This window comes from Bradyrhizobium sp. YR681 (assembly GCF_000282615.1).
In the GTDB taxonomy this organism is placed as follows: Bacteria; Pseudomonadota; Alphaproteobacteria; order Rhizobiales; family Xanthobacteraceae; genus Bradyrhizobium.
The window spans coordinates 15,754-35,413 of the sequence record NZ_AKIY01000200.1; the positions used below are offsets into that span (position 1 = coordinate 15,754).

Here is a 19,660-nt window from a genome sequence, read left to right on the forward strand (position 1 = left end):
CCCATGCACAGTAGCCGGCTGGTCCGGCTATTTTGCTGCGGTTTTGCGAAAACCAATGCGCCGGCAATGACCTGCGCGCGATCAGCTCCCGGCCTCGGCCGCATCCTGCTTTTTCAGGCCCCGACCAGCGCCTTGGTCGTCGGCAACAGCGTCTGCTGCACCACCAGGCCACGGGCGCGGGCGTCCATGACGCCGACGGCGCGCAGCGCGAGCAGGGTCACGGTCTGCACCGCGTCGCGCATCTTGACGGGATCTTCGAGATTGTCGGGCGCGAGCGGCCCAACCAGCGCCTCATGCAGCGCACCGAGCAGCGCGGTGGCGGCAAGCGCGGTGTCCTGCGCGGGCAAATGACCGGCGCGGACGGCCGCATCGATCCGGCCAGCGATCTCGCCGGCGATCTCGCGGCGGCTCGCCAGACGGGAAGCGCTGACATCGACATCGACAGGCTCGGCCAGGATGCCCCAGGCCAGCCGGCGCTGCGACAGGGTATGGACCGCCACCGTGGTGACGGCCGCCGCCAGCGCCGAGGACGGCCCCGGCGCGGCATCCGCCGCCCTGCGGATTGCCGCAAGCTCGTCCCGCGAAACCTCGGCGATCAATTCGGAGATCAGTTCGGCCTTGGAGGGGAAGTAGCGGTACACCGTGCCCGCCGCGACATTGGCCCGGACCGCGACCGGCGCGATCTGCACCGCCGCCATCCCGCCTTCCGCCGCAGCCTCACGCGCCGCCGCCAGTATCGCACTGCGCCGGGCCGCAAGGCGCTTCACCACTTGATGCGTCCGCCGATAAACCATGGCGCGCTTCCTGTCCCACACGCCTGCCGCACGCCCGCGGCCGAACGCTTCGTCACTGCAATAGATGCAAATCGCCCCGCAAGGACTGAACAACTATTCAGGGTGGATGACAAGATGCATTTGCGTGAAGCGTCATGCCAAAGCGGCCGGACGCGACTTCGCTCAAATGAACAGACCCGGTTGGTAAACGGCTAACCACGATTGTTACCGCGATCTTAAAGCAGGCCCGCGACTGTACCGCAGGATTGCGATTCCACTCGGTGCAGCATGCTCGACACGGATGCCCGGACCGCCTGGCAGCTCTTCCACCTGAACTGGCTCGCGATTGCCGCCATGGCCGGCCTGCTGGCGATCGGCCTCCCCTCCACCGGCCTCAGCCTCGAGCCTGTTGCCTACGGCGTCACACTGGCGATCGCGGCCGCCCTGGTCGCCATCGCCTACGGCTACCGGCTCGCCAAGGGCGAGCTTGCCGATCCGAAGCTGGTGTTCCCGCTCGGCACGATCGGACAGGTCATCCTCACCTGCGCCATCGTCGGACCGCTCAGCTACGTCGCGGGAAAGATGAACTGGCCGCTCCAGGACGACGCGCTGCTCGCGATCGACCGCGCGCTCGGCCTCGATCCCGAGCCGATCGCGCGCTACGTCAACGACCATCCCTGGCTCGCCGACCTCCTCGCGCGCGGCTACGGACTGATCAAATGGCCGCTGCTGGGCATCCCCGTCGTGCTGACACTGACGGCGCGCTATGTGCGGCTGCAAGTGTTCATGCTCGCGATGAGCCTCGCGCTCGCGGTCACCATCGCGATCTCCGCAATGGTGCCGGCGATCGGCACCTATTACGGGCTGCATTTGCCGGCCGCGCATTTCCCCGAGATCAACACCGCGGTCTATGCCGGGCAGTTGCGCGACATCCTCGCGCTGCGGGACGGCAGCCTGCACGAACTGCGGCTGTTCTTCCTCTCCGGCATCGTCTCGTTTCCGAGCTTTCACGCCGCATCCGCCGTGCTCTACATGTGGGCGCTGTGGCCGGTGCGCGGCATCGGCGGCATCGCGGCCGCGCTCAACCTGTTGATGATCGCGGCGACGCCGGCGATCGGCGCGCATTACCTCATCGACGTCGCCGGCGGCATCGCGGTCGCCGCAGTATCGATCTGGGTGACGACATTCTATGTCGAACGGCTCGGCCGCGTATCGCCCGTGCCTGCCGCACCTGCGCCGGCACCGGTCTGGCAACCCAGCCTCGCGGAATGACGGCGCGATAGCAGCCGTTGCGCGCCGACGTTTCCTCGTCCTTGTGGGTCCACTGTGCCCACCATCTACGGCGTGCTCGTGATGGTTGGCCCGCTACGCTTGCCCACCCTACGATTTCTGCGTTTCCGTCATCCTGAGGTGCTCGCGCAGCGAGCCTCGAAGGATGGACGCCCCGATGCAGCCGGGCCGTCGCCCTTCGAGGGCGGCTGAAGAAGCGGCCACCTCAGGGTGACGGATCTCCCAAAAGAAAAGAGCCCCGTCCGGGGACGGGGCTCTCAAAACTCTGACTGCGTCAGCTCTTACTTGAGGCTGCTCGAGATCGAGCCGAACTTGGTGTTCAGCGTCGTGCCGAGGTTGTTGACGACGGTGATGATCGCCAGCGCGATGCCGGCGGCGATCAGGCCGTATTCAATGGCGGTGGCGCCGGATTCATCCTTCACGAAACGCGCAACGAGGTTCTTCATAGAGTGCTCCCAAAAAAGTACACAAGGCTACAAGTGGTCTGGTCTCTTCGGCTTCCCAGCGCCGCCCGACCATGGAACCGAACGTAGTTGCAAAGAATTGCGCCGCAGTTAATTCGACTGCGTAAACACGGAGCGGTTTGCGTCTATTCGGCGATGGTAAACCGAAATTGAAAACAATCCGTTAAATTGAAGGGACATCACACAGCCGCTTCCCCGCGATTTACTGGAAGTTATGTCCGCCATGGTCTGATGGCGCACGGGCATGATCAGGACAAGCGTCAAGCGGTTCTCCGACAAGATCATGCCCGGGAAATAAGGCGCGATCTGTATCGCCGCCCGACAAGAACAAGCAGGACGACGAGGCGGCATGTCCCTTTCTTTCGCCAACAGCATCACGGTGCAGAGCCGCGCGCGAGCCCTGGTGCCGCTGTGCGTCGGTGCGGGCGCCTATCTCTTCTTCCTCTATGTCGGCGACACGCTGCTTCAGGACTCCGACTCGTTCTGGCAGATCAAGATCGGGCAATGGATACTCGATCACCGCGCCCTTCCCTACACGGACTTCTATTCCTTCACGCGGCCGGGGGCGCCCTGGGTTTCGACCTCATGGCTGTCGCAGGCGCTGTTCGCGCTGTCCTATGCGCAATGGGACTGGGCCGGCCCGGTGATCCTCACCGCGCTCGCGGTCGCATTGTCGGCGGCGATCCTCGTCAACCAGCTCGACGCACATCTGGAGATCCCGCGCTCGGTGCTGTTCGCAATGCTGGCGGTCGTGCTGTCGCTGCATCACATCCTGGCGCGGCCGCACATGCTGGCGCTGCCGGTGATGGTCGCATGGGTCGGCATGCTGATGGCGGCGGCCGATCGCAAGGGCACGCCGTCATGGACCTGGCTGCCCCTGATGTCGCTATGGTCGAACCTGCATGGCGGCTTCGTTCTGGGCCTGGCGCTGATCGGCCCGATCTCGTTCGTGGCGCTCTGGGGCCTCGAATCCGGCAAGCAAGTCCGGCTGCTGTCGCGCTGGTTCCTGTTCGGCGTCGCGGCGCTGGCTGCGAGCTGCGTCACGCCCTATGGCTGGCGCACCTTGCTGGGTGCGACCAACATCCTCAATCTCGGCGAGCTGTTGACCGTCATCTCCGAATGGATGCCCGCGAGCTTCGCGTCCTTTACCGCGTTCGAAGGCGCGCTGCTCGGCCTGATCGCGCTCGGGCTCTATCGCGGCCTGACGCTGTCGCCGCCGCGCATCCTGCTGATCCTGCTGCTGACCTGGATGGCGCTGAGCCATGTCAGGAGCATCGAAGCCTTCGCCTTCCTGGTGCCGCTGGTGCTGGCGAAACCGCTCGGCGAGCAATCCCCGCTGCCGCAGCCGGACGCGCGAAACACCGACAGCTGGCCGGCCCGCTACGTCACGATCACGGGCGCGCTGATGATCGTCGCTGCGGCCTGGACCTCGACCTCGATCTACATGTCGCATCACCGGTTCAGCTTCACGATGGCACAGGTGCCGGTGGCCGCCGTCGACCTGCTCCAGCAGCGCAAGGCACAGCGCATCTTCAACGCCTATCAGTTCGGCGGCTATTTGATCGCGCGCGGCATGCCGGTGTTTGCCGACGGCCGCGCCGAACTCTATGGCGAGAAATTCGTGATGGACTTCTTCAAGGCGACGGAGGGCAGAAAGCCCGAGCTGCTGCCGCGCCTGCTGGACGAGTACAAGATCGACGCGACGCTCCTGGTTGCCGACGCGCCGGGCCCCCAGATCCTCGATCACCTCAAGGGCTGGAAGCGGATCTATACGGACGACATCGCGGTGATTCACGTGCGGGAGGACGCCGCAGCCGGCGCGCCATGACGCTGCTCCGGAGCCTTTCCCGTTCCGATGGCATCGGAACGGGGCCTTATATCCTTGTTTGACGTGTTCTCTCGACGCGAGCCCGCCTCCAACTTCGCTCGAAAACGCTCTCGTCGCGCCAGATCACGCGCGCGGCACTGGATCGCTAACCGGAAGATCGCACCGCCGCCGATGCGTCCTTCCGCATCGAGGGCCGGCTCGCTTCAGTCGAATACACGCAGAGCCGCTTCGTTCGGTAGAGCGCACCGCCCCCCTCTTCCGGGCTCTGACAGATGTCGACGATATAGCCGATGCCGTTGCGCGACGCATAGGCCATTCGTTCCGCCAGCGAATTCAGGCCCTCGACTTCGGTCAACCGGCTTCGCCAGGTGCGATAATACGAAGGCGTCAGCGCCGACGATCCTCCCCGCCTGAAATCGACCCAGATGCGGCGATGCGAGACGAACTCGAAAACGACGGCCCGCGAGAGCGCGATGTCGGCGGCGCTCGATTCCGACGCCGGGTCGAACTTCGGCGTATTCGGAACGAGGAACATGGACGTCGAAGGCGTGGCATTGCGCGCCCAATTGCCGACGTCCGTCCACTCCTCGACTGCGTCGGTATAGAGCCGGTTGAATTTGACGTTGTACCAGGTCGAGAGCGGCCAAACCGCGATCACAGCGGTCGCAAGCACAAGATAACCCATCGTGCGCTGGTAGGCCGGCGCGAGTCCGGGCCCAACCTTGAGAAAGACAAAGGCCAGGATGAGCAGGACGGAGGCCAGGCTGGCGAGGTCGTCAAAACTCAGGAACAGCACGATGAGACAGGCCGGCAGGAAAGTCCCTTCCTTGTCGCGGCGGAGCCAGTCGGTCGCCAGCGCGGCCATGGCCAACCCGGCCAGCAGATGGATGACCGTGCCCGACCGCAACAGATGAAGGTTGAGAACCACAGGCGAGGCGGTCACGAACGGGACGCCGATGCCGATCACATAAACCAGGATGGCGCCGAGATAGGCCGCCTGAAGCGGCGTGGCGCTTCGTCCGAACCACAGCAAGCCGGCCGCACCGACGATCGTGACGCCCAGCAACGCCAGGAGGTCCCCCATCTGCGTCGAATCGATCAGCACATGACCTGGAAAGTACTGACGGAGGAACGTCGCGTAGTCGAAGACGGGCGGACTTCCGAACTCCGGGTTCGAGAAGAAGCCGTACAGGACGACGGCCGCAAGCGGCACGCAGAGAACGAGGCCCGCCAGGGTACGCAGAAGGAATTCCCTGACGGTCACCTTCCGCTGCAGCAGAAGACTGATGCCGATCAGGATCAACGGCAGCACGAGCCAGACCGCAAAGAACGCATTGATGAAGAACGTCACTCCGACCATGGCGGCCGCCGCGGCAAAGCGGCCTCTTGCGGCGAGATAGATCGCCAGAAGAGCCGTGCCATTCGCGATTTCGGAATGAGTAAAGTAGTTGATGAACAACCCGCCGGTGCCGGCATAGCTGTAGCCGTTGAGAAGACCAACGAAGCAGACGATCAGGCTGAAGACGATCTTGTCGCGACGCTCGGTGATGCCGAGCAGCGAGGCGCAGCAGAGGAACCCGACGAAGCAGAGCACGCGGGAGAGGAAGAACAGAATGAAGAACAGCAGCGGAATGTTGTCGAAATGTTTCTCGATGCCGCTCAACACCAGCCAGACGCCGGAGGCGAAATAGCGCAGCGATTGGATGAATGCGTCGTCGTGGTATTGCGGCTCGTTGTAGAGCCCCGCGACGATCGGCAGATGATACTGGTTGTTGATGATGCCGAAGACAAATCCGGTATGCAGTACCGACACCGCCGAGGCGATGACGGCCACCGAGATGGTCTCGACCCAGGAATTGGTGATGCCGTCTGCGCGGTTGCGGCAGGCCATTTCGGAGGCGAGGTCGATATCCGCCATTTGAGTTCCCGGAGAAGGCAAGGGCTGCGGATTTGCCTTGGCGAAGCGCCGTGTCGACAACTTGTCCAAAGCGCCTGGTCGGCCCACGCGCGCGGAGCTATGAAACCGGACAGCATCAGGACTAAACCGCAAACGCTAATGGCGAATTAACCGACGTCCCGGATTGGCCCGCCGCCTGGACGGTCAATTCCCGGCCATGCACGGCCCGATCGCCGCGATCCCGGACGCATCCCTTTCCCGCTCGCTACTCCCCGAACGGCCTTCACGAGGCTTCACGTGTCGGTGCGGCGTCCTCTTGGCAGGTGACGCGCCGGTTTTGCCGTGCGGTAATGCCGAGTGGTCGAACAGGACGATACGTCATGATGTTTCGCAATCTCTTCATCGCTCTTCTCGTCACGGCCTCGATCGGTGCCGCGCATGCGGCGCCGCGATGGTTGAGCCTGCCGCCGACGCCGACCTTGCCCAAGGCAACGCAGAGCGGCTTTGCGCCGGTCAACGGCATCAAGGTCTGGTACGCGACGTTCGGCCGGGGCGAGCCCGTGCTGTTGCTGCATGGCGGCCTCGCCAACGCCAATTACTGGGGTCACCAGGTCCGTGCGCTGCAACGGCACTACCAGGTCATCGTCATGGAGAGCCGCGGGCATGGGCGCAGCAGCCGCAACCAGGAGCCGTATGGCTACGATCTGATGGCCTCCGACGTCGTCGGGCTGCTCGACCATCTCAAGATCAGGAAAGCGGCGATCGTCGGCTGGAGCGACGGCGCGATCATCGGCCTCGACATCGCCATGAAGCACCCCGAGCGGGTGAGCAGGCTGTTTGCCTTTGCGGCGAACTCGGACCCGTCAGGCGTTGCGGATATTGCGTCGAGCGACGTCTTCAATGCGTACATTGCGAGAGCCGGCGAGGAGTACAAGCGCTTGTCGCCGACGCCAGCGGACTACAAGGGCTTCGTCGCGGAAATTACCAAGATGTGGGAGAGCCAGCCGAAATGGACGGCCTCGGACCTCGCGGCGATCAAGGTCCCGACCTGGATCGTGGACGGCGATCATGACGAGGCGATCAAGCGCGACAACACCGCGTTCATGGCGGCGAACATTCCGGGCGCCGGCCTGCTGATCCAGCCTGAGGTCAGCCACTTCTCGTTCCTGCAGGATCCCGAGCAGTTCAATGACGACGTGCTGCGGTTTCTGGGGCGTGGAGCAGTGGCGAAGTAAGAAGCTTGCAGGGTGGGAAAAGCGCAAGCGGGCCTATCCGGATTGGCGAGAGATCGTAGGCACGGCGCAGTCGCGCCCTTGCCCACCGCACGAAATCGACGCCACGTCGTTGCGCGCGCAACTCTCTCAATGCAGTCCTTGCGAGGAGCTCTTGCGACGAAGCAATCCAGAATCCTCCGCGGAGAGACTCTGGATTGCTTCGCTGCGCTCGCAATGACGGAGTTTGTGGCCACGGCGCACGTCCTCTCGTGTCCCGGACGCGCTGCAGCGTGCAACGCTGCTGCGCTGAGCCGGGACCCGGAGACGCAACACGGTGCTATGGGGAGACATGGGCCCCGGCTCTGCGGAGCGGCACTTCGCGCCGCACCGCGTCCGGGGCAAGAGAGCTGAGTTCGAAGAGCGATGGCATCAACGTCAGCCAACAAAAAACGCGGCGTTTCCGCCGCGTTTTTCAATTCATTCTTGCCACCGGTGTTACGCCTGCGGCTGCGGCTCCAGGCCGGGATCCGGATCGGGCCGCGGGCGCGACTTGCCGGCCGGAGGCACGGCGGAGGCGCGCGGCGTGGTCGGCTCGAGCACGGACTCGCGGTTCGGCTTCTTGCCCTTGAGCAGGTCGACGATCTCGTCGCCGGAGAGCGTCTCGAACTCGAGCAGGCCCTTGGCGAGCGCTTCGAGGTCGGCGCGCTTCTCGGTGAGAATGCGGGTCGCCTCGTTGTAGCCCTCTTCGACGAAACGCCGGATCTCGGTGTCGATCTTCTGCACCGTGGCTTCCGATGCGTTCTGGGTGCGCGACACCGACATGCCCAGGAACACCTCGTCCTGGTTCTCGCCATAGGAGACGGTGCCGAGCGCTTCGGACAGGCCCCAGCGCGTCACCATCATGCGGGCCAGGCGCGTGGCCTGCTCGATGTCGGAGGACGCACCCGAGGTCACCTTCTCGCGGCCGAAGATCAGCTCTTCGGCGACGCGGCCGCCCATCATGATGGCGAGGCGCGAGGTCATCTGCTCCAGCGACATCGAGAGCTTGTCGCGCTCGGGCAGCTGCATGACCATGCCCAGCGCACGCCCACGCGGAATGATGGTCGCCTTGTGGATCGGGTCGGTCGCGACGACGTTGAGGCCGACGATGGCGTGACCGCCCTCGTGATAGGCCGTCAGCAACTTCTCTTCCTCGGTCATGACGAGCGACTTGCGCTCGGCGCCCATCATCACCTTGTCCTTGGCCTCCTCGAACTCGGCCTGGGTCACCATCCGCTTGTTGCGGCGGGCGGCGGTGAGCGCGGCTTCGTTGACGAGGTTCATCAGGTCGGCGCCGGAGAAGCCCGGGGTGCCGCGCGCGATGGTCTTGAGATTGATATCGGGCGCCAGCGGCACCTTGCGGACGTGAACCTTGAGGATCTGCTCGCGGCCGACGACGTCGGGATTGGGCACCACGACCTGGCGGTCGAAGCGACCCGGACGCAGCAGCGCGGGATCGAGCACGTCAGGACGGTTGGTCGCGGCGATCAGGATGACGCCTTCGTTGGCCTCGAAGCCGTCCATCTCGACCAGCAGCTGGTTCAGCGTCTGCTCGCGCTCGTCATTGCCGCCGCCGAGACCTGCGCCGCGGTGACGACCGACGGCATCGATTTCGTCGATGAAGATGATGCAGGGCGCGTTCTTCTTGGCCTGCTCGAACATGTCGCGGACGCGCGACGCGCCGACGCCGACGAACATTTCGACGAAGTCCGAACCCGAGATGGTGAAGAACGGCACGTTGGCTTCACCCGCGACCGCACGCGCGATCAGGGTCTTGCCGGTGCCGGGAGGACCGACCAGCAGCACGCCACGCGGAATACGGCCGCCGAGGCGCTGGAATTTGCCGGGATCGCGCAGGAATTCGACGATCTCCTGCAGGTCCTGCTTGGCTTCGTCGACGCCGGCGACGTCCTCGAAGGTGACGCGGCCATGTGCTTCGGTCAGCATCTTCGCGCGCGACTTGCCAAAGCCCATCGCCTTGCCGGCGCCGCCCTGCATCTGCCGCGACAGGAAGATCCAGACGCCGATCAGCGCGATGAAGGGCAGCCAGGAGACCAGCAGCGAGACGAACCACGGCACGTTGTCGCCGGGCGGCTTCGCGGTGATCTGGACCTTGCTGTCATAGAGGCGCTTCACCAGCGTCGGATCGTTCGGCGCATAGGTCTGGAAGCTGGAGCCGTTGGTGAAGGTGCCGTGGATGTCAGGCCCCTGGATCACGACGTCGCGGACATTGCCGCGGTCAACTTCGCTCAGCAGCTGGGAGAAGGCGATGTCCTGCGAGGAGGCGCGCTGACCAGGATTCTGGAAGAGCGTGAACAACGCCAACAGCAGCAAGACAATGATGACCCAGAGGGCGAAATTGCGCAGATTGGCGTTCATCGATCTTCCTTCGTGGTCGCGCGGATCGCGGCCTGATCCTTGGGTAGTGACTAGGGGCAGTACGAGGAAATCCCCAAGGAATCCTCTTGGTTAGACGCATACAATTTAGGTGCCGCCCCGGTCGCTGCCAAGGGAACGAGATGGGACTATTTATCCCATCTTAGAGCGATTCCCGCTGAAATAATGACGCCCGAAGCGGGGTTTTTCCTGCCTGGTTAAGGTGTCCTGACGGCGCGGGGCGGAAACGGCCGGTGTCATGATCCGCCCTCATCCACCCTTCGCGTCGCCTTGACGTTCCCTTGGGACCGCCGGGCCGGCGCAGGCGCGATGTGGATACGCCCCCCGGCAAGGCTGATCAAGGCTCCCGCAAGCGTCTGCTTCAGCACCGGCCGGCCCTTTGAGGCTGCGCGGGGATTTCGCCCCATGGCCTGATCGAGCGCGGCCGAGAGAGTCTCGACCTTGCCGAGTTCCGCCGGGCCTTCATGCCCGAGGGCGTTGATGGCCCGCAGCAAAAGCCGCAGCCGGACTTCCTCCGGAAGGAGGGCAAATGCTTCGGCCTCGAAGCTGCGACCGCCCGCCTGCGGCGCATCGCCGCGCGCCCGAAGCCGAAGGAAGCGTTCGGCCCCGTCGACCAGCACCTCCACGGCCGCATTGGCACGCGACAGCCTGCCTGCGAGCCGCGCGAGGCTCCTGCTGTCGCCGCCTTCGGCCGCAAGCTGCGGCAGCAGCGCGCGCAGCCGTGGCCGGGTGAAGGCGGGGTCGCGGTTGGTGGGATCGTCGGCAAAGCCGATGCCAGCCCGCGTCAACGTCGCGATCAGCTGCGACTTCGGGACATCGAGCAGCGGGCGCGCCAGCACGATGCCGTCGCGCGCGGTGAGGCGGGTCATCGCCGACAGGCCGGCCAATCCGCTGCCCCTGAACATCCGCATCAGCAGGGTCTCGGCCTGGTCGTCGCGGGTATGGGCGGTGAGCACATGGCTCGCTCGGGCGGCGCGCGCCGCCCGCGCGAGCAGGCGGTAGCGGGCGTCGCGCGCGGCGGCGGGCAGTCCCGTCTTCGGCTTGGCACCGCGCCAGCGCAGGGTCCGGTGTGTCAGGCCGAGCCCGGTGGCGAGCCGCTTGACCTCGCGCGCCTCGCGCGCTGCCTCCGGCCGCAGGCCGTGATCGACGGTGACGACGCTGAGAAGCGGGCCCCGCGCAAGGCTGCGCCGCCAGCGCGCCGCGAGCCACATCAGCGCGACCGAGTCGGGCCCCCCGGAGACCGCGAGCACCAAGGCCGGTGCGGTTCTGAACTCGGCGAAGAGCTGCCTTGCCGCGCGCGCCGAGATCGGTGAATTGTCGTCGTCTGGCATGACGCTGCAATCGTCCCCGGATGGATCGACTGTTTAGCGCAACGCGATCCGCCTTGTCAGCGCTTGGCGCTGCGCTCTAAGCGCGATTCTCTGTTTGGGCATGATCTCGTCGGAAAACCGCTGCACACTTTTCCGGATCATGCCTCAGCACTTCACCCGCTTCTGTTCGCGATCCACCGCGGTTTTGACGCCGGCGGAGGCGCGCGGATATTTGCGGCCGACCTCGCCGAAGGCGGCGCAGGCGGCTTCCTTCTCCTTCAGGGCGGCCAGCGACTGGCCGAGCCGCAGCAGCGCGTCCGGCGCTTTGGCCGATTTGTCGTATTTGGTGGTGACGGCGAGGAAGGCTTCCGCGGAGTCGCGATATTGCTGGCGCTGGAAATAGCTTTCGCCGAGCCAGTACTGGGCGTCGCCGAGCAGCGGATCGCTCGGGTATTTCTGCGCGAAATTCTTCATGGTCTGCTCGGCGAGCGCGTAGTCCTTGCGCTGCATGTAGCCGATGCCGAGGTCGAACTCGTCGCGCGGCGTCGCCGAGGGCGGCAGTGTCGCAAGGCCCGGGGCGCCTGACGGCGCGGGATAACCCTGGGTCGCCGGCGGCGCAGCCGCTTGCGGATAGCGGCCGCCGGTGTTGCCGAGATCGAGCGGCTCGCCGGCATTGCGGCCGCCGGGCGCGGCAACCGCGGGCCCTGCCGGGATCGGCTGCTGTCCGCCGCCAAGCGCGCGCGGCGCGCCGGGCGCGCTCGGATTCTGGCCGGGGTCGAAGGCATCGCCGCGGCGGCGCGTGCCGGGTGCGCCGGGCGGCGGCGCTTCCTGGACGATCGGCGCGGGCGCAGCGATCTGCGGCTGCTCGTAGCCCGGCTGGGCGGGCTGCTGCTGGCGATAGGCCGGTGCGACCTGCGCGGGCGGCATCACGGCGACGTTGGGCTGGAGCGGCGCCGGCCCGGGCGCGGCCTGCGCGCCGCCTTCGAGCGCGCGCAGGCGCTCTTCGAGCTGGCGGTTGCGGTATTGCAGCTCCTCGTTCTGGCCGGTGAGCTGGCGCAGTTGGTTCTCCAGCCGCTCGATCCGGATCTCGGGGTCATCGTCCGACTGGGCGACGACGGGCGAGCAGAAAGAGAGCAGCGCGGCGATCGCCACGGTGCCGGTAAAGACCTTGGATCTGGATGACATCTTGCCCTGACGACGAAAGCGAAATGGTCTGCGACGGAACCTTCGACACGCCACACATTGAAAGGCACTACGCCAAAAATGTGACTGCTTCAAAGGGGTTTCTGTCACAGATCGCTGAAACGAAACCGGCGCCCGTGAGGGCGCCGGCATCATCGGTTCCTGAAGATGAACGGCAGCTGACTGGACGTCAGGAGCTCGCGTTCAGCACGGTCACGGCGCGACGGTTCTGCGACCAGCAGGAGATGTCGTTACAGACGGCCACCGGCCGCTCCTTGCCGTAGGAGATCGTGCGCATGCGGTTCGGATCGATGCCGCGCGAGGCGAGGAACGAACGCACCGACTGGGCGCGGCGCGCGCCGAGCGCGATGTTGTATTCGCGGGTGCCGCGCTCGTCGGCGTGACCTTCGATGGTGAAGGAGTAGCGGGGATAGCTCTGCAGCCACTGCGCCTGCTTCTCCAGGGTCACGATCGCCTGCGGGGTCAGATCGGTCTGGTCGCTTTCGAAGAACACGCGGTCGCCCACGTTGACGACGAAGTCCTGCTGGCTGCCCGGCGTCGCGGCATTGGCCATCGCATCCGCGGCAGAGTTCTTGTTGGCGCAGGCGCCCATCGACAGCGCGACGGCAAGCACCGCGGCCAGCTTCAATCCCTGGAGGATACGCATAGGATGTTTCATTCCGGAGCCTCCACGCTCACGTTAGTCCACTGCTGTCCGGTCTACAGGGGGTTGGTTAAGCGAACGTTCCGTCAACCTTGACGGAACCTTGCCTCAGCCGGTCAAATGCCCCCAACCAGCGAAAAGCACCCGTCATGGTTAATGGGTTGTAAATGTGGCGCGAGGGTGAAGGCAAGCCGCGTTAGCCGGCAAAATCGCCGGCCTTGCTTGAATTTTGGGCCTGAGAGCGGGAAGCGCGGCGCGTCCTGGGCAGAGGCAGGCCCGGCAGACTTCAGGCGTGGGCGGCGTCCGCCACCAGCACCGGCCGCTGAGGGACCTGGCGCTGGCCGCCGCGCCCGAACAGCATCCGCCGTTCGAAGGCGGTGGACCGCATGATCGGATAGCGCTCGAACACCTTCTTGCGGAAGGCCGGGAAGTCCGCCGCCATCAGGCCGAACGGCTTGGTGAGACCGGGCACGAGCCGGGGCTCGGCGATGGTCTCGTGCAGGAACACCCGGCGATAGAACGCCTGATGCTCGGAACGCACGATCGCAAGGCCGAGATCGGCATTGAAATGCTCGCAGGCCATGTAGGCGAGACGCGTGGTCAGATAGGGCAATTCCGGAACGCGCTTGACCTGGTCGGGATCGGCGACAAAGCGGGTCGGATCGATCATGACCTCGCCGCGATCGAGCCGCGGCAGCAGGATCTCCGGGAAGACGTCGGCCGAGGTGGACTCGCGCCATTCGGAGGTCAGCACGCTGATGCGCACCGAGCTGCACAACTGGCCACGGAGATAGACGCCGAAGGTCCACGCGTTCGGCAGCTCGTCGTAACGGTCGGTGACGCGCGCGTCCGCCGATTCCTTGACGGCGCCTTCGCGCAAATACGCGCGGTAGCGGAGGTTGTAGATCTCCTCCTTGTCCGCGGCCGTCTCCGCGAGATGATAATCGACGTCGGTCAGGAGCTCCGCACCCCGTCCAACAGCCGAAATGATCGCTCTGGCTGAGGACTGCATTCCAACTCCTTACCCACCACCGCTCACCACAAACGCACGAGAACAACTTCCGCGCGCGTGATGATTTATTAACAGCTTCTTAACAACGAAGCAAAGCAATCGAAGGGTTAGGGTTAACCCCCCGTAGGACTACGGTGCCCGGCAACAGACTGAAACGACAGGAAATTCCCGGAAGCGGACTCAGGCGAAAGAGCGCGCGCCGACGACGTGGAGCAGGCTCTCGCCGCGCCGTCCATGCGAGGCGTTCAGCAGCTGGCGCATCCGTACGGCGGGCACCGGACGGCTGAACAGATAGCCCTGCGCCTCCGACACGGTGCCGTCGGCGCTGATCAGCTCGAGCTGCTCGTTGGTCTCGATGCCCTCGACCACGACCGCCATGCCGAGGTCGGCGGACAGGCGCGCGACGCCGCGCAGCAGCGTCAGCGGCCGGTCGGTGTCGATGCCCTCGAGGAAGGAGCGGTCGATCTTGACCTTCTGCATCGGGAAATTGTGCAGATAGCTGAGGCTGGAATAGCCGGTGCCGAAATCGTCCAGCGAGATGCGCACGCCGAGCGCATGCAGCTGCGACAGGATATCGTGGGTCAGCTGGGTGTTGCGCAGCAGCGAGGATTCGGTGATCTCGATCTCGAGCCGATGCGCCGGCAGCCCCGAGACCTCCAGCGCGTAGCGGATTTCGCTCAGCACGTCGCGCTGGTGGAACTGCTGCGGCGAGAAGTTGACGGCGACGCTGACACCCTCCGGCCACTTCATGCATTCCATGCAGGCGCGGCGCAGGATCCAGCGGCCGAGATCGACGATCAGGCCCATGTCCTCGGCGACCGGGATGATGTCGACCGGCGAGACCGTGCCGCGCACCGGATGATTCCAGCGCAGCAGCGCCTCGCAGGTGGTGATCTTGCCGGACTTCAGATTGACCAGCGGCTGGTAGAACAGCTCGAACTCCTCGTTGGCGAGCGCCTTGCGCAGGTCGAGTTCGAGGATGCGGCGGGCCTCGACGGTCGCCGCCATCTCGTCGCGGAAGAAGCAGAAGGTACCGCGGCCGTCGGCCTTGGCGCGGTACAGCGCCATGTCGGCGTTCTTGAGCAGCGTGTCGGCGCTGACGTCGCCGTGCGGCGAGGTCAGCGCGATGCCGACGCTGGCGCCGATCTCGACCAGATGATTGTCGATGCGGTAGCGCTCGCTCAGGCGCTCGACGATGCGGCGGGCAAGGCTGGCCGCGTCCTCGGCCGCGTTGATGTTCTGCTGGAACACGACGAACTCGTCGCCGCCGAAGCGCGCGACGAAATCCTCCGGCCGCAGCATCTCGCGCAGGCGGTTGGCGACCGCGCAGAGCAGCTGGTCGCCGCAGGGATGGCCGAGCGTGTCGTTGACCTGCTTGAACTGGTCGAGATCGACGAACAGCAGCGCCGAGAGCCGCTCGGCATGGTGTGCGTTGGCCAGCAGCCGCCCGATCTCGTCGCGGAATAACACCCGGTTGGGCAGCGCGGTGAGCTCGTCATAGCGGGCGAGATGGCTGATCCGGGCTTCGGCGTTGGTGCGTTCGGTGATGTCTTCCAGCAGCAGCACGGTGCCGCCACCGGTCATCGGCTGGAACGTCCAGGACAGGGTACGGCCGCGCGATACGTCCGGATCGGCGGTGACGATCTCGCAGATCCGCGCATGCGCGATCTCGGCCAGAACCTGGTTGCCGCTCTCGGCCGAGATCGTGCCTGCGGCGATGCAGGCCGACATGATATCGGCGGCGGTGGCGCCGCGCTTGACCAGATCTTCCGGCAGGCCCATCAGCTCGCCGAAGCGGTGGTTCATCACCGCAAGGCGGCCATCGGCGCGGAACATGCACAGGCCGTGCGGCATGTTGTTGAGCGCGGTATCGAACTGGCTCGCCAACGCGGATTCGCGGAAGCTCGAGGTCAGTGCCTTGACGAAGATCGCATGCAGGCTGAGGTTGATGTTCTTCAGCCCGATGAAGAAGAACACGAGCAGGATAGCGAGCCCGATGTGGTAGGGGCCGCCGTGCAGCAGCAGCGCGAGCGACATCGGACCGCAGGCGAGCGCGACGTGCCACTGGATCACCCGGGGCTGGCCGTAATTGCGGGCGGCGCCGCCGGCGGTATAGCCGATGCCGATGGCGACAGCGAGCATGTCGGCGACCGAATCGTCGTTGTTGTAGATGACGACGAAGGACCAAATGCCGAGAACTGCGGCATAGCTGAGCGCACCGAACCAGTAGCGCGGCTCGAGATGTTTGGCCTCTTCGAACGTCAGGGGAAAGGTGCGGTTCTCGTATCCACGCATCTGGAACGCGCGCGCGGTGCCGATGGCGATCAGCAGAAACGCGATCGGCCACAGCCAGACATCACCGGTCTTCAGCGCAGTCAGAACCGCGGCCACGGCCGCGGAGGCCGAGCCCAGAAAGATCGCCCAGAAATTCTGAACCATAGAGTTGATGAGAGCGGCGTAGAGTATCGGCTCCAGCTCGTCTCGATCGCTCTGCTTCTGGTCAGCCAGCTGCATTGCTTGTTACGCGTCCTGTTCGGCGCGTACTTTTACTCAAGCCAGATGAAGCCTTTCTGAGGGAACATCGTTAAAGTCGAGTTGTTTTTCGGCAATAGCGAACCCATTTCTGCTGAAATATCAAGCAACTAGGCAAGCGTTGCCGGGCACAAGGTGAAGGAAAGCTTGCTTTCCGCACCGAACCCGAAAAAATCGGCGCGTTTTTTCGAAAACATCGCGCGTCCAAACGCGCGATGTTTTAGCTCCGATGGTCCTCAGCCTGCGGTCGAGGACAACAGCGGCGACCATGCCGGGTCGGAAGCAAAGCCCGGCGTCGGCACCTTCAGCTCGTTGCGGCCGGAGATGTCCACCGAGTACAGCGACGGTCCGCCGCTGCCGCCGGGATCGCGGAAGAACATCAGCACGCGTCCGTTCGGCGAGAAGGTCGGGCCCTCGTTGTGATAGCCCGATGTGAGCAGCCGCTCGCCACTGCCATCCGGCTTCATCACGCCAATCGAGAACTGCCCGCCGCCCTGCCTGGTGAAGGCGATGTAGTCACCCTTCGGCGACCACACCGGCGTCGAATAGGTGGCGTTGGTGTCGTCCTTGGAGAAGGAGATGCGCTGCGCAGCTCCCCCGCCCGCGGCCATCACGTAAATCTGCGAGCGGCCGCCACGATCGGATTCGAAGCAGATGCGGGTGCCGTCCGGCGAGTAGGACGGAGAGGTGTCGATCGCCGGCGTGTCGGTGAGGCGCGTGGTCGCGCGCGAGCGCAGATCCATCACGAACAAATTGGAATTGCCGCCCTGTTGCAGGCTCATGATGACGCGCTGGCCGTCCGGCGAGAAACGCGGCGCAAAGGTCATGCCGGGGAAGTTGCCGACGATCTCGCGCTGGCCGGTCTCGATGTTGAAGAGATAGACCTTCGGATCGCCCTGCCCGAACTCCATATACGTGATCTCTTGCGAGTTCGGCGAGAAGCGCGGCGTCAGCACGAGGTCGGAGCCGCGGGTGAGGTACCGCACATTGGCGCCGTCCTGATCCATCATGGCGAGCCGCTTGACGCGACGCTCCTTCGGGCCGGTCTCGTCGACGAAGACGACGCGGCTGTCGAAATAGCCCTTCTCGCCGGTCAGACGCTCGTAGATCTGGTCGGAGATGATGTGGGCGATGCGGCGCCAATATTCCGGCGAGGTGAAATATTGCTGACCGGTGAGTTGCTGGCCGGAAGCGACGTCCCACAGCCGGAATTCGGCCTTGAGCCGGCCGTCCGGCTGTCGCGTCATGCGGCCGGTAACCAGCGCCTGGGCGTTGATCGTCTTCCAGTTCTGGAATTGCGGCGCGACGTCGATGTTGCCGATGCGCTCGATGAAGGCGGCCTGGTCAATCGGGTTGAAGAGCCCGGAGCGCTTCAGATTGTTGGTGATGACCTGTGTCACGCCGTTGCCGACGTCGCCATCCGACGGCGAACCAGGCACGAAATTGGTGATCGCGATCGGCATCGGGGCAACGTTGCCTTCGGTGATCTGCAATCGGGTCTGCGCCTCCGACGTAGACGGCAACAGCAGCCCTGCCGTTACGCTTGCTCCGCCGAGGACAAATTGCCGACGATTCAGCGCGATTGAAAAAGGTGCGAAAGACGTCACGGACATTGCGAGCTCACGTTTGGAAACATTAACTGCGAAACATTTCGCTGGGATCGAAATCTATGATGACGTCGCGCCAAAGTTCGTACGTCTCGGTACGAAGCATCATATACGGTTGTCCCTGTAAGACGGCTCTGATCACCGCATCGACGGCTGCCTGATAACGCGGTGAACTGCCCTTGGACATGACTTGAGGTGGCGCACTCAATCTGCGATCCGGGCCAAGCTGCAGGCGCAGAGTGACAACCAATTCCTCCGGATGCTCCATATTCGGCGGGACATTCCAGTTACTCTTAACCCGCGCCTTGAAAGCATCGATCTCCGACTGCGACAAAGTCGCGGCCGTGCCGCGCGTGGTCCCGAGGGAGGCGGAGGCGTTCAGAGTCGCACCGGTGATCGCCTGCCGGGTCGGATCGCGCTTGTCGATCAACGCGGCGATCTTGCTCTGGTCAAACACTCGTTCCTGCTTCGGCTTCGGCGGCTGCGGTTGGGCCTGGGCGGGCTTGGTTTCCTGCTTCGGCGTCGGCTTCTTGGCGTCCGGTTTCTTGATCGCTTCGGCGATCGGGTCTTCCTTGGCCAGGTCGGGCTTCTTTTCGGCCGGCTTCTGCTCTTCCTTCGGTTTGTTCTCGGCGACCGGCTTCGGCGGATCGGGCTTCTTCTCGACCGGCTTCTCCACGGGTTTCGGCGGCGGCTCCGGCGCGGAAGAGGTGACGATCTCCTTCTTCTCAGTCACCTTCCCGATCGCGTCCTCGAGGGGCTTCACCTCGGCCACTTTCTCGACCATCGGCTTCGGCTTGTCTTTTTGGCCGGTCTTGATGCCCGCGGTCATCTTGGAAAGCTGATCGGATGTGACAGACTCGATATCGATGGCCTCCATCGGCGGGGCTTCCATCGAGCGGGACGAAAAGGTAACCAGTCCCCATCCCAGCACGAGGACGTGGAGGGCAATCGACGCAACGAGTGTCTTGTCGACGTTCACCTTCACCGGCCTAGGACCCCTGATCCGCTTCCGTGACGAGCGCCAGCTTCTTGAATCCGGCCCCGGACAACAGGCCCATCACCCTGGCTACCGTGCCGTAATCCGCCTTCTTGTCGGCGCGCAGATAGATGCGCTCCTCAAGCCCGCCGCGGGCGTCCGTGATCGCCTTCAGCTTCGGCACCAGCTCGTTGATCGCGATCTCGGAATCGTTGATGAACACCTTGCCCTTGATGTCCACCGACATCTGGATCGGCTTCTGGTCGTTGTTTTCGAGGCTCTTGGCCTGGGTCTGCGGCAGGTCGAGCGGCACACCGACTGTCAGCATCGGCGCCGACACCATGAAGATGATGAGCAGCACCAGCATCACGTCGACCATCGGCGTGACGTTGATCTCGGCCACGACCGGCTTGCGCCGGCCGCGGCGCCCGCCGCCTCCGGACGAACTGGCTACATTCATCGCCATGATCGAGTG

The 19,660-nt window shown here is 64.6% G+C and carries 15 protein-coding genes; 3 read left to right on the top strand and 12 right to left on the bottom strand.

The features are described 5' to 3' along the window. Positions 1–113 precede the first annotated feature (113 nt). Positions 114–794, bottom strand: coding sequence for a TetR/AcrR family transcriptional regulator (locus tag PMI42_RS18610; protein ID WP_008136878.1), 681 nt, complete (start codon positions 792–794; stop codon positions 114–116). Between the two features lie 267 nt (positions 795–1,061). On the opposite strand from PMI42_RS18610, the gene PMI42_RS18615 reads away from it, so the two are divergent. Further along, positions 1,062–2,045 carry a phosphatase PAP2 family protein gene (locus PMI42_RS18615; protein WP_008136880.1) on the top strand — a complete coding sequence of 328 codons (984 nt, stop codon included), beginning with the start codon at positions 1,062–1,064 and terminating at the stop codon, positions 2,043–2,045. Positions 2,046–2,344: 299 nt separating this feature from the next. Here the strand turns inward: PMI42_RS18615 and PMI42_RS18620 are convergent, their stop codons facing one another. Continuing rightward, the gene (locus PMI42_RS18620) at positions 2,345–2,509 is read right to left on the bottom strand and encodes a Flp family type IVb pilin (RefSeq protein ID WP_008136883.1); all 165 of its coding nucleotides are present in this window, start codon (positions 2,507–2,509) and stop codon (positions 2,345–2,347) included. Positions 2,510–2,876: 367 nt separating this feature from the next. Between PMI42_RS18620 and PMI42_RS18625 the strand changes: the two genes are divergently transcribed. Beyond that, on the top strand, positions 2,877–4,355 hold the full coding sequence (locus PMI42_RS18625; protein ID WP_008136884.1) for a hypothetical protein: 1,479 nt from the start codon (positions 2,877–2,879) through the stop codon (positions 4,353–4,355). Between the two features lie 145 nt (positions 4,356–4,500). Here PMI42_RS18625 and PMI42_RS18630 read toward each other — a convergent pair whose 3' ends face one another. Continuing rightward, positions 4,501–6,273, bottom strand: a complete 1,773-nt coding sequence (locus PMI42_RS18630) for a hypothetical protein (RefSeq protein ID WP_008136885.1) — start codon at positions 6,271–6,273, stop codon at positions 4,501–4,503. Positions 6,274–6,632: 359 nt separating this feature from the next. Here PMI42_RS18630 and PMI42_RS18635 point away from each other — a divergent pair, with 359 nt between their 5' ends. Beyond that, positions 6,633–7,487: an alpha/beta fold hydrolase gene (locus tag PMI42_RS18635; RefSeq protein ID WP_008136886.1), complete on the top strand. Its 855-nt coding sequence runs from the start codon at positions 6,633–6,635 to the stop codon at positions 7,485–7,487. Between the two features lie 474 nt (positions 7,488–7,961). Here the strand turns inward: PMI42_RS18635 and ftsH are convergent, their stop codons facing one another. The 9 genes from ftsH to tolR all read right to left on the bottom strand — a co-directional run bounded on the left by ftsH (position 7,962) and on the right by tolR (position 19,651). Next, on the bottom strand, positions 7,962–9,884 hold the full coding sequence (gene ftsH, locus PMI42_RS18640; protein WP_008136887.1) for an ATP-dependent zinc metalloprotease FtsH: 1,923 nt from the start codon (positions 9,882–9,884) through the stop codon (positions 7,962–7,964). A gap of 254 nt (positions 9,885–10,138) precedes the next feature. After that, complete coding sequence (tilS, locus tag PMI42_RS18645; protein ID WP_008136888.1) at positions 10,139–11,233, bottom strand: tRNA lysidine(34) synthetase TilS; 1,095 nt, start codon at positions 11,231–11,233, stop codon at positions 10,139–10,141. A 144-nt stretch (positions 11,234–11,377) separates the two neighbouring features. Further along, positions 11,378–12,397, bottom strand: coding sequence for a tol-pal system protein YbgF (gene ybgF, locus PMI42_RS18650; protein WP_008136890.1), 1,020 nt, complete (start codon positions 12,395–12,397; stop codon positions 11,378–11,380). A 187-nt stretch (positions 12,398–12,584) separates the two neighbouring features. Then, the gene (pal, locus tag PMI42_RS18655) at positions 12,585–13,073 is read right to left on the bottom strand and encodes a peptidoglycan-associated lipoprotein Pal (protein ID WP_008136891.1); all 489 of its coding nucleotides are present in this window, start codon (positions 13,071–13,073) and stop codon (positions 12,585–12,587) included. 271 nt (positions 13,074–13,344) lie between these two features. Beyond that, positions 13,345–14,070 (bottom strand): N-acyl amino acid synthase FeeM domain-containing protein, encoded by a 726-nt coding sequence (locus PMI42_RS18660; RefSeq protein ID WP_008136893.1) that lies wholly within the window; start codon positions 14,068–14,070, stop codon positions 13,345–13,347. Between the two features lie 180 nt (positions 14,071–14,250). After that, positions 14,251–16,584 (bottom strand): putative bifunctional diguanylate cyclase/phosphodiesterase, encoded by a 2,334-nt coding sequence (locus PMI42_RS18665; RefSeq protein WP_008136895.1) that lies wholly within the window; start codon positions 16,582–16,584, stop codon positions 14,251–14,253. Between the two features lie 254 nt (positions 16,585–16,838). Then, positions 16,839–18,215, bottom strand: coding sequence for a Tol-Pal system beta propeller repeat protein TolB (gene tolB, locus PMI42_RS18670; RefSeq protein ID WP_008136896.1), 1,377 nt, complete (start codon positions 18,213–18,215; stop codon positions 16,839–16,841). A gap of 22 nt (positions 18,216–18,237) precedes the next feature. Further along, complete coding sequence (tolA, locus tag PMI42_RS18675; protein WP_008136897.1) at positions 18,238–19,188, bottom strand: cell envelope integrity protein TolA; 951 nt, start codon at positions 19,186–19,188, stop codon at positions 18,238–18,240. 10 nt (positions 19,189–19,198) lie between these two features. Next, a complete protein-coding gene (gene tolR / locus PMI42_RS18680) occupies positions 19,199–19,651 on the bottom strand; it encodes a protein TolR (protein ID WP_008136898.1) in 453 nt (150 codons plus the stop codon). Positions 19,652–19,660 lie beyond the last annotated feature (9 nt).

What these genes read in the sequence shown, in the direction of transcription:
- PMI42_RS18660 (WP_008136893.1), bottom strand. Translation starts at nt 14,070, where the DNA reads ATGCAGTCCTCAGCCAGAGCGATCATTTCGGCTGTTGGACGGGGTGCG.
- tolB (WP_008136896.1), bottom strand. Translation starts at nt 18,215, where the DNA reads ATGTCCGTGACGTCTTTCGCACCTTTTTCAATCGCGCTGAATCGTCGG.
- ftsH (WP_008136887.1), bottom strand. Translation starts at nt 9,884, where the DNA reads ATGAACGCCAATCTGCGCAATTTCGCCCTCTGGGTCATCATTGTCTTG.
- PMI42_RS18630 (WP_008136885.1), bottom strand. Translation starts at nt 6,273, where the DNA reads ATGGCGGATATCGACCTCGCCTCCGAAATGGCCTGCCGCAACCGCGCA.
- PMI42_RS18625 (WP_008136884.1), top strand. Translation starts at nt 2,877, where the DNA reads ATGTCCCTTTCTTTCGCCAACAGCATCACGGTGCAGAGCCGCGCGCGA.
- PMI42_RS18610 (WP_008136878.1), bottom strand. Translation starts at nt 794, where the DNA reads ATGGTTTATCGGCGGACGCATCAAGTGGTGAAGCGCCTTGCGGCCCGG.
- PMI42_RS18615 (WP_008136880.1), top strand. Translation starts at nt 1,062, where the DNA reads ATGCTCGACACGGATGCCCGGACCGCCTGGCAGCTCTTCCACCTGAAC.
- tilS (WP_008136888.1), bottom strand. Translation starts at nt 11,233, where the DNA reads ATGCCAGACGACGACAATTCACCGATCTCGGCGCGCGCGGCAAGGCAG.
- PMI42_RS18620 (WP_008136883.1), bottom strand. Translation starts at nt 2,509, where the DNA reads ATGAAGAACCTCGTTGCGCGTTTCGTGAAGGATGAATCCGGCGCCACC.
- ybgF (WP_008136890.1), bottom strand. Translation starts at nt 12,397, where the DNA reads ATGTCATCCAGATCCAAGGTCTTTACCGGCACCGTGGCGATCGCCGCG.
- PMI42_RS18665 (WP_008136895.1), bottom strand. Translation starts at nt 16,584, where the DNA reads ATGCAGCTGGCTGACCAGAAGCAGAGCGATCGAGACGAGCTGGAGCCG.
- PMI42_RS18635 (WP_008136886.1), top strand. Translation starts at nt 6,633, where the DNA reads ATGATGTTTCGCAATCTCTTCATCGCTCTTCTCGTCACGGCCTCGATC.
- tolR (WP_008136898.1), bottom strand. Translation starts at nt 19,651, where the DNA reads ATGGCGATGAATGTAGCCAGTTCGTCCGGAGGCGGCGGGCGCCGCGGC.
- pal (WP_008136891.1), bottom strand. Translation starts at nt 13,073, where the DNA reads ATGAAACATCCTATGCGTATCCTCCAGGGATTGAAGCTGGCCGCGGTG.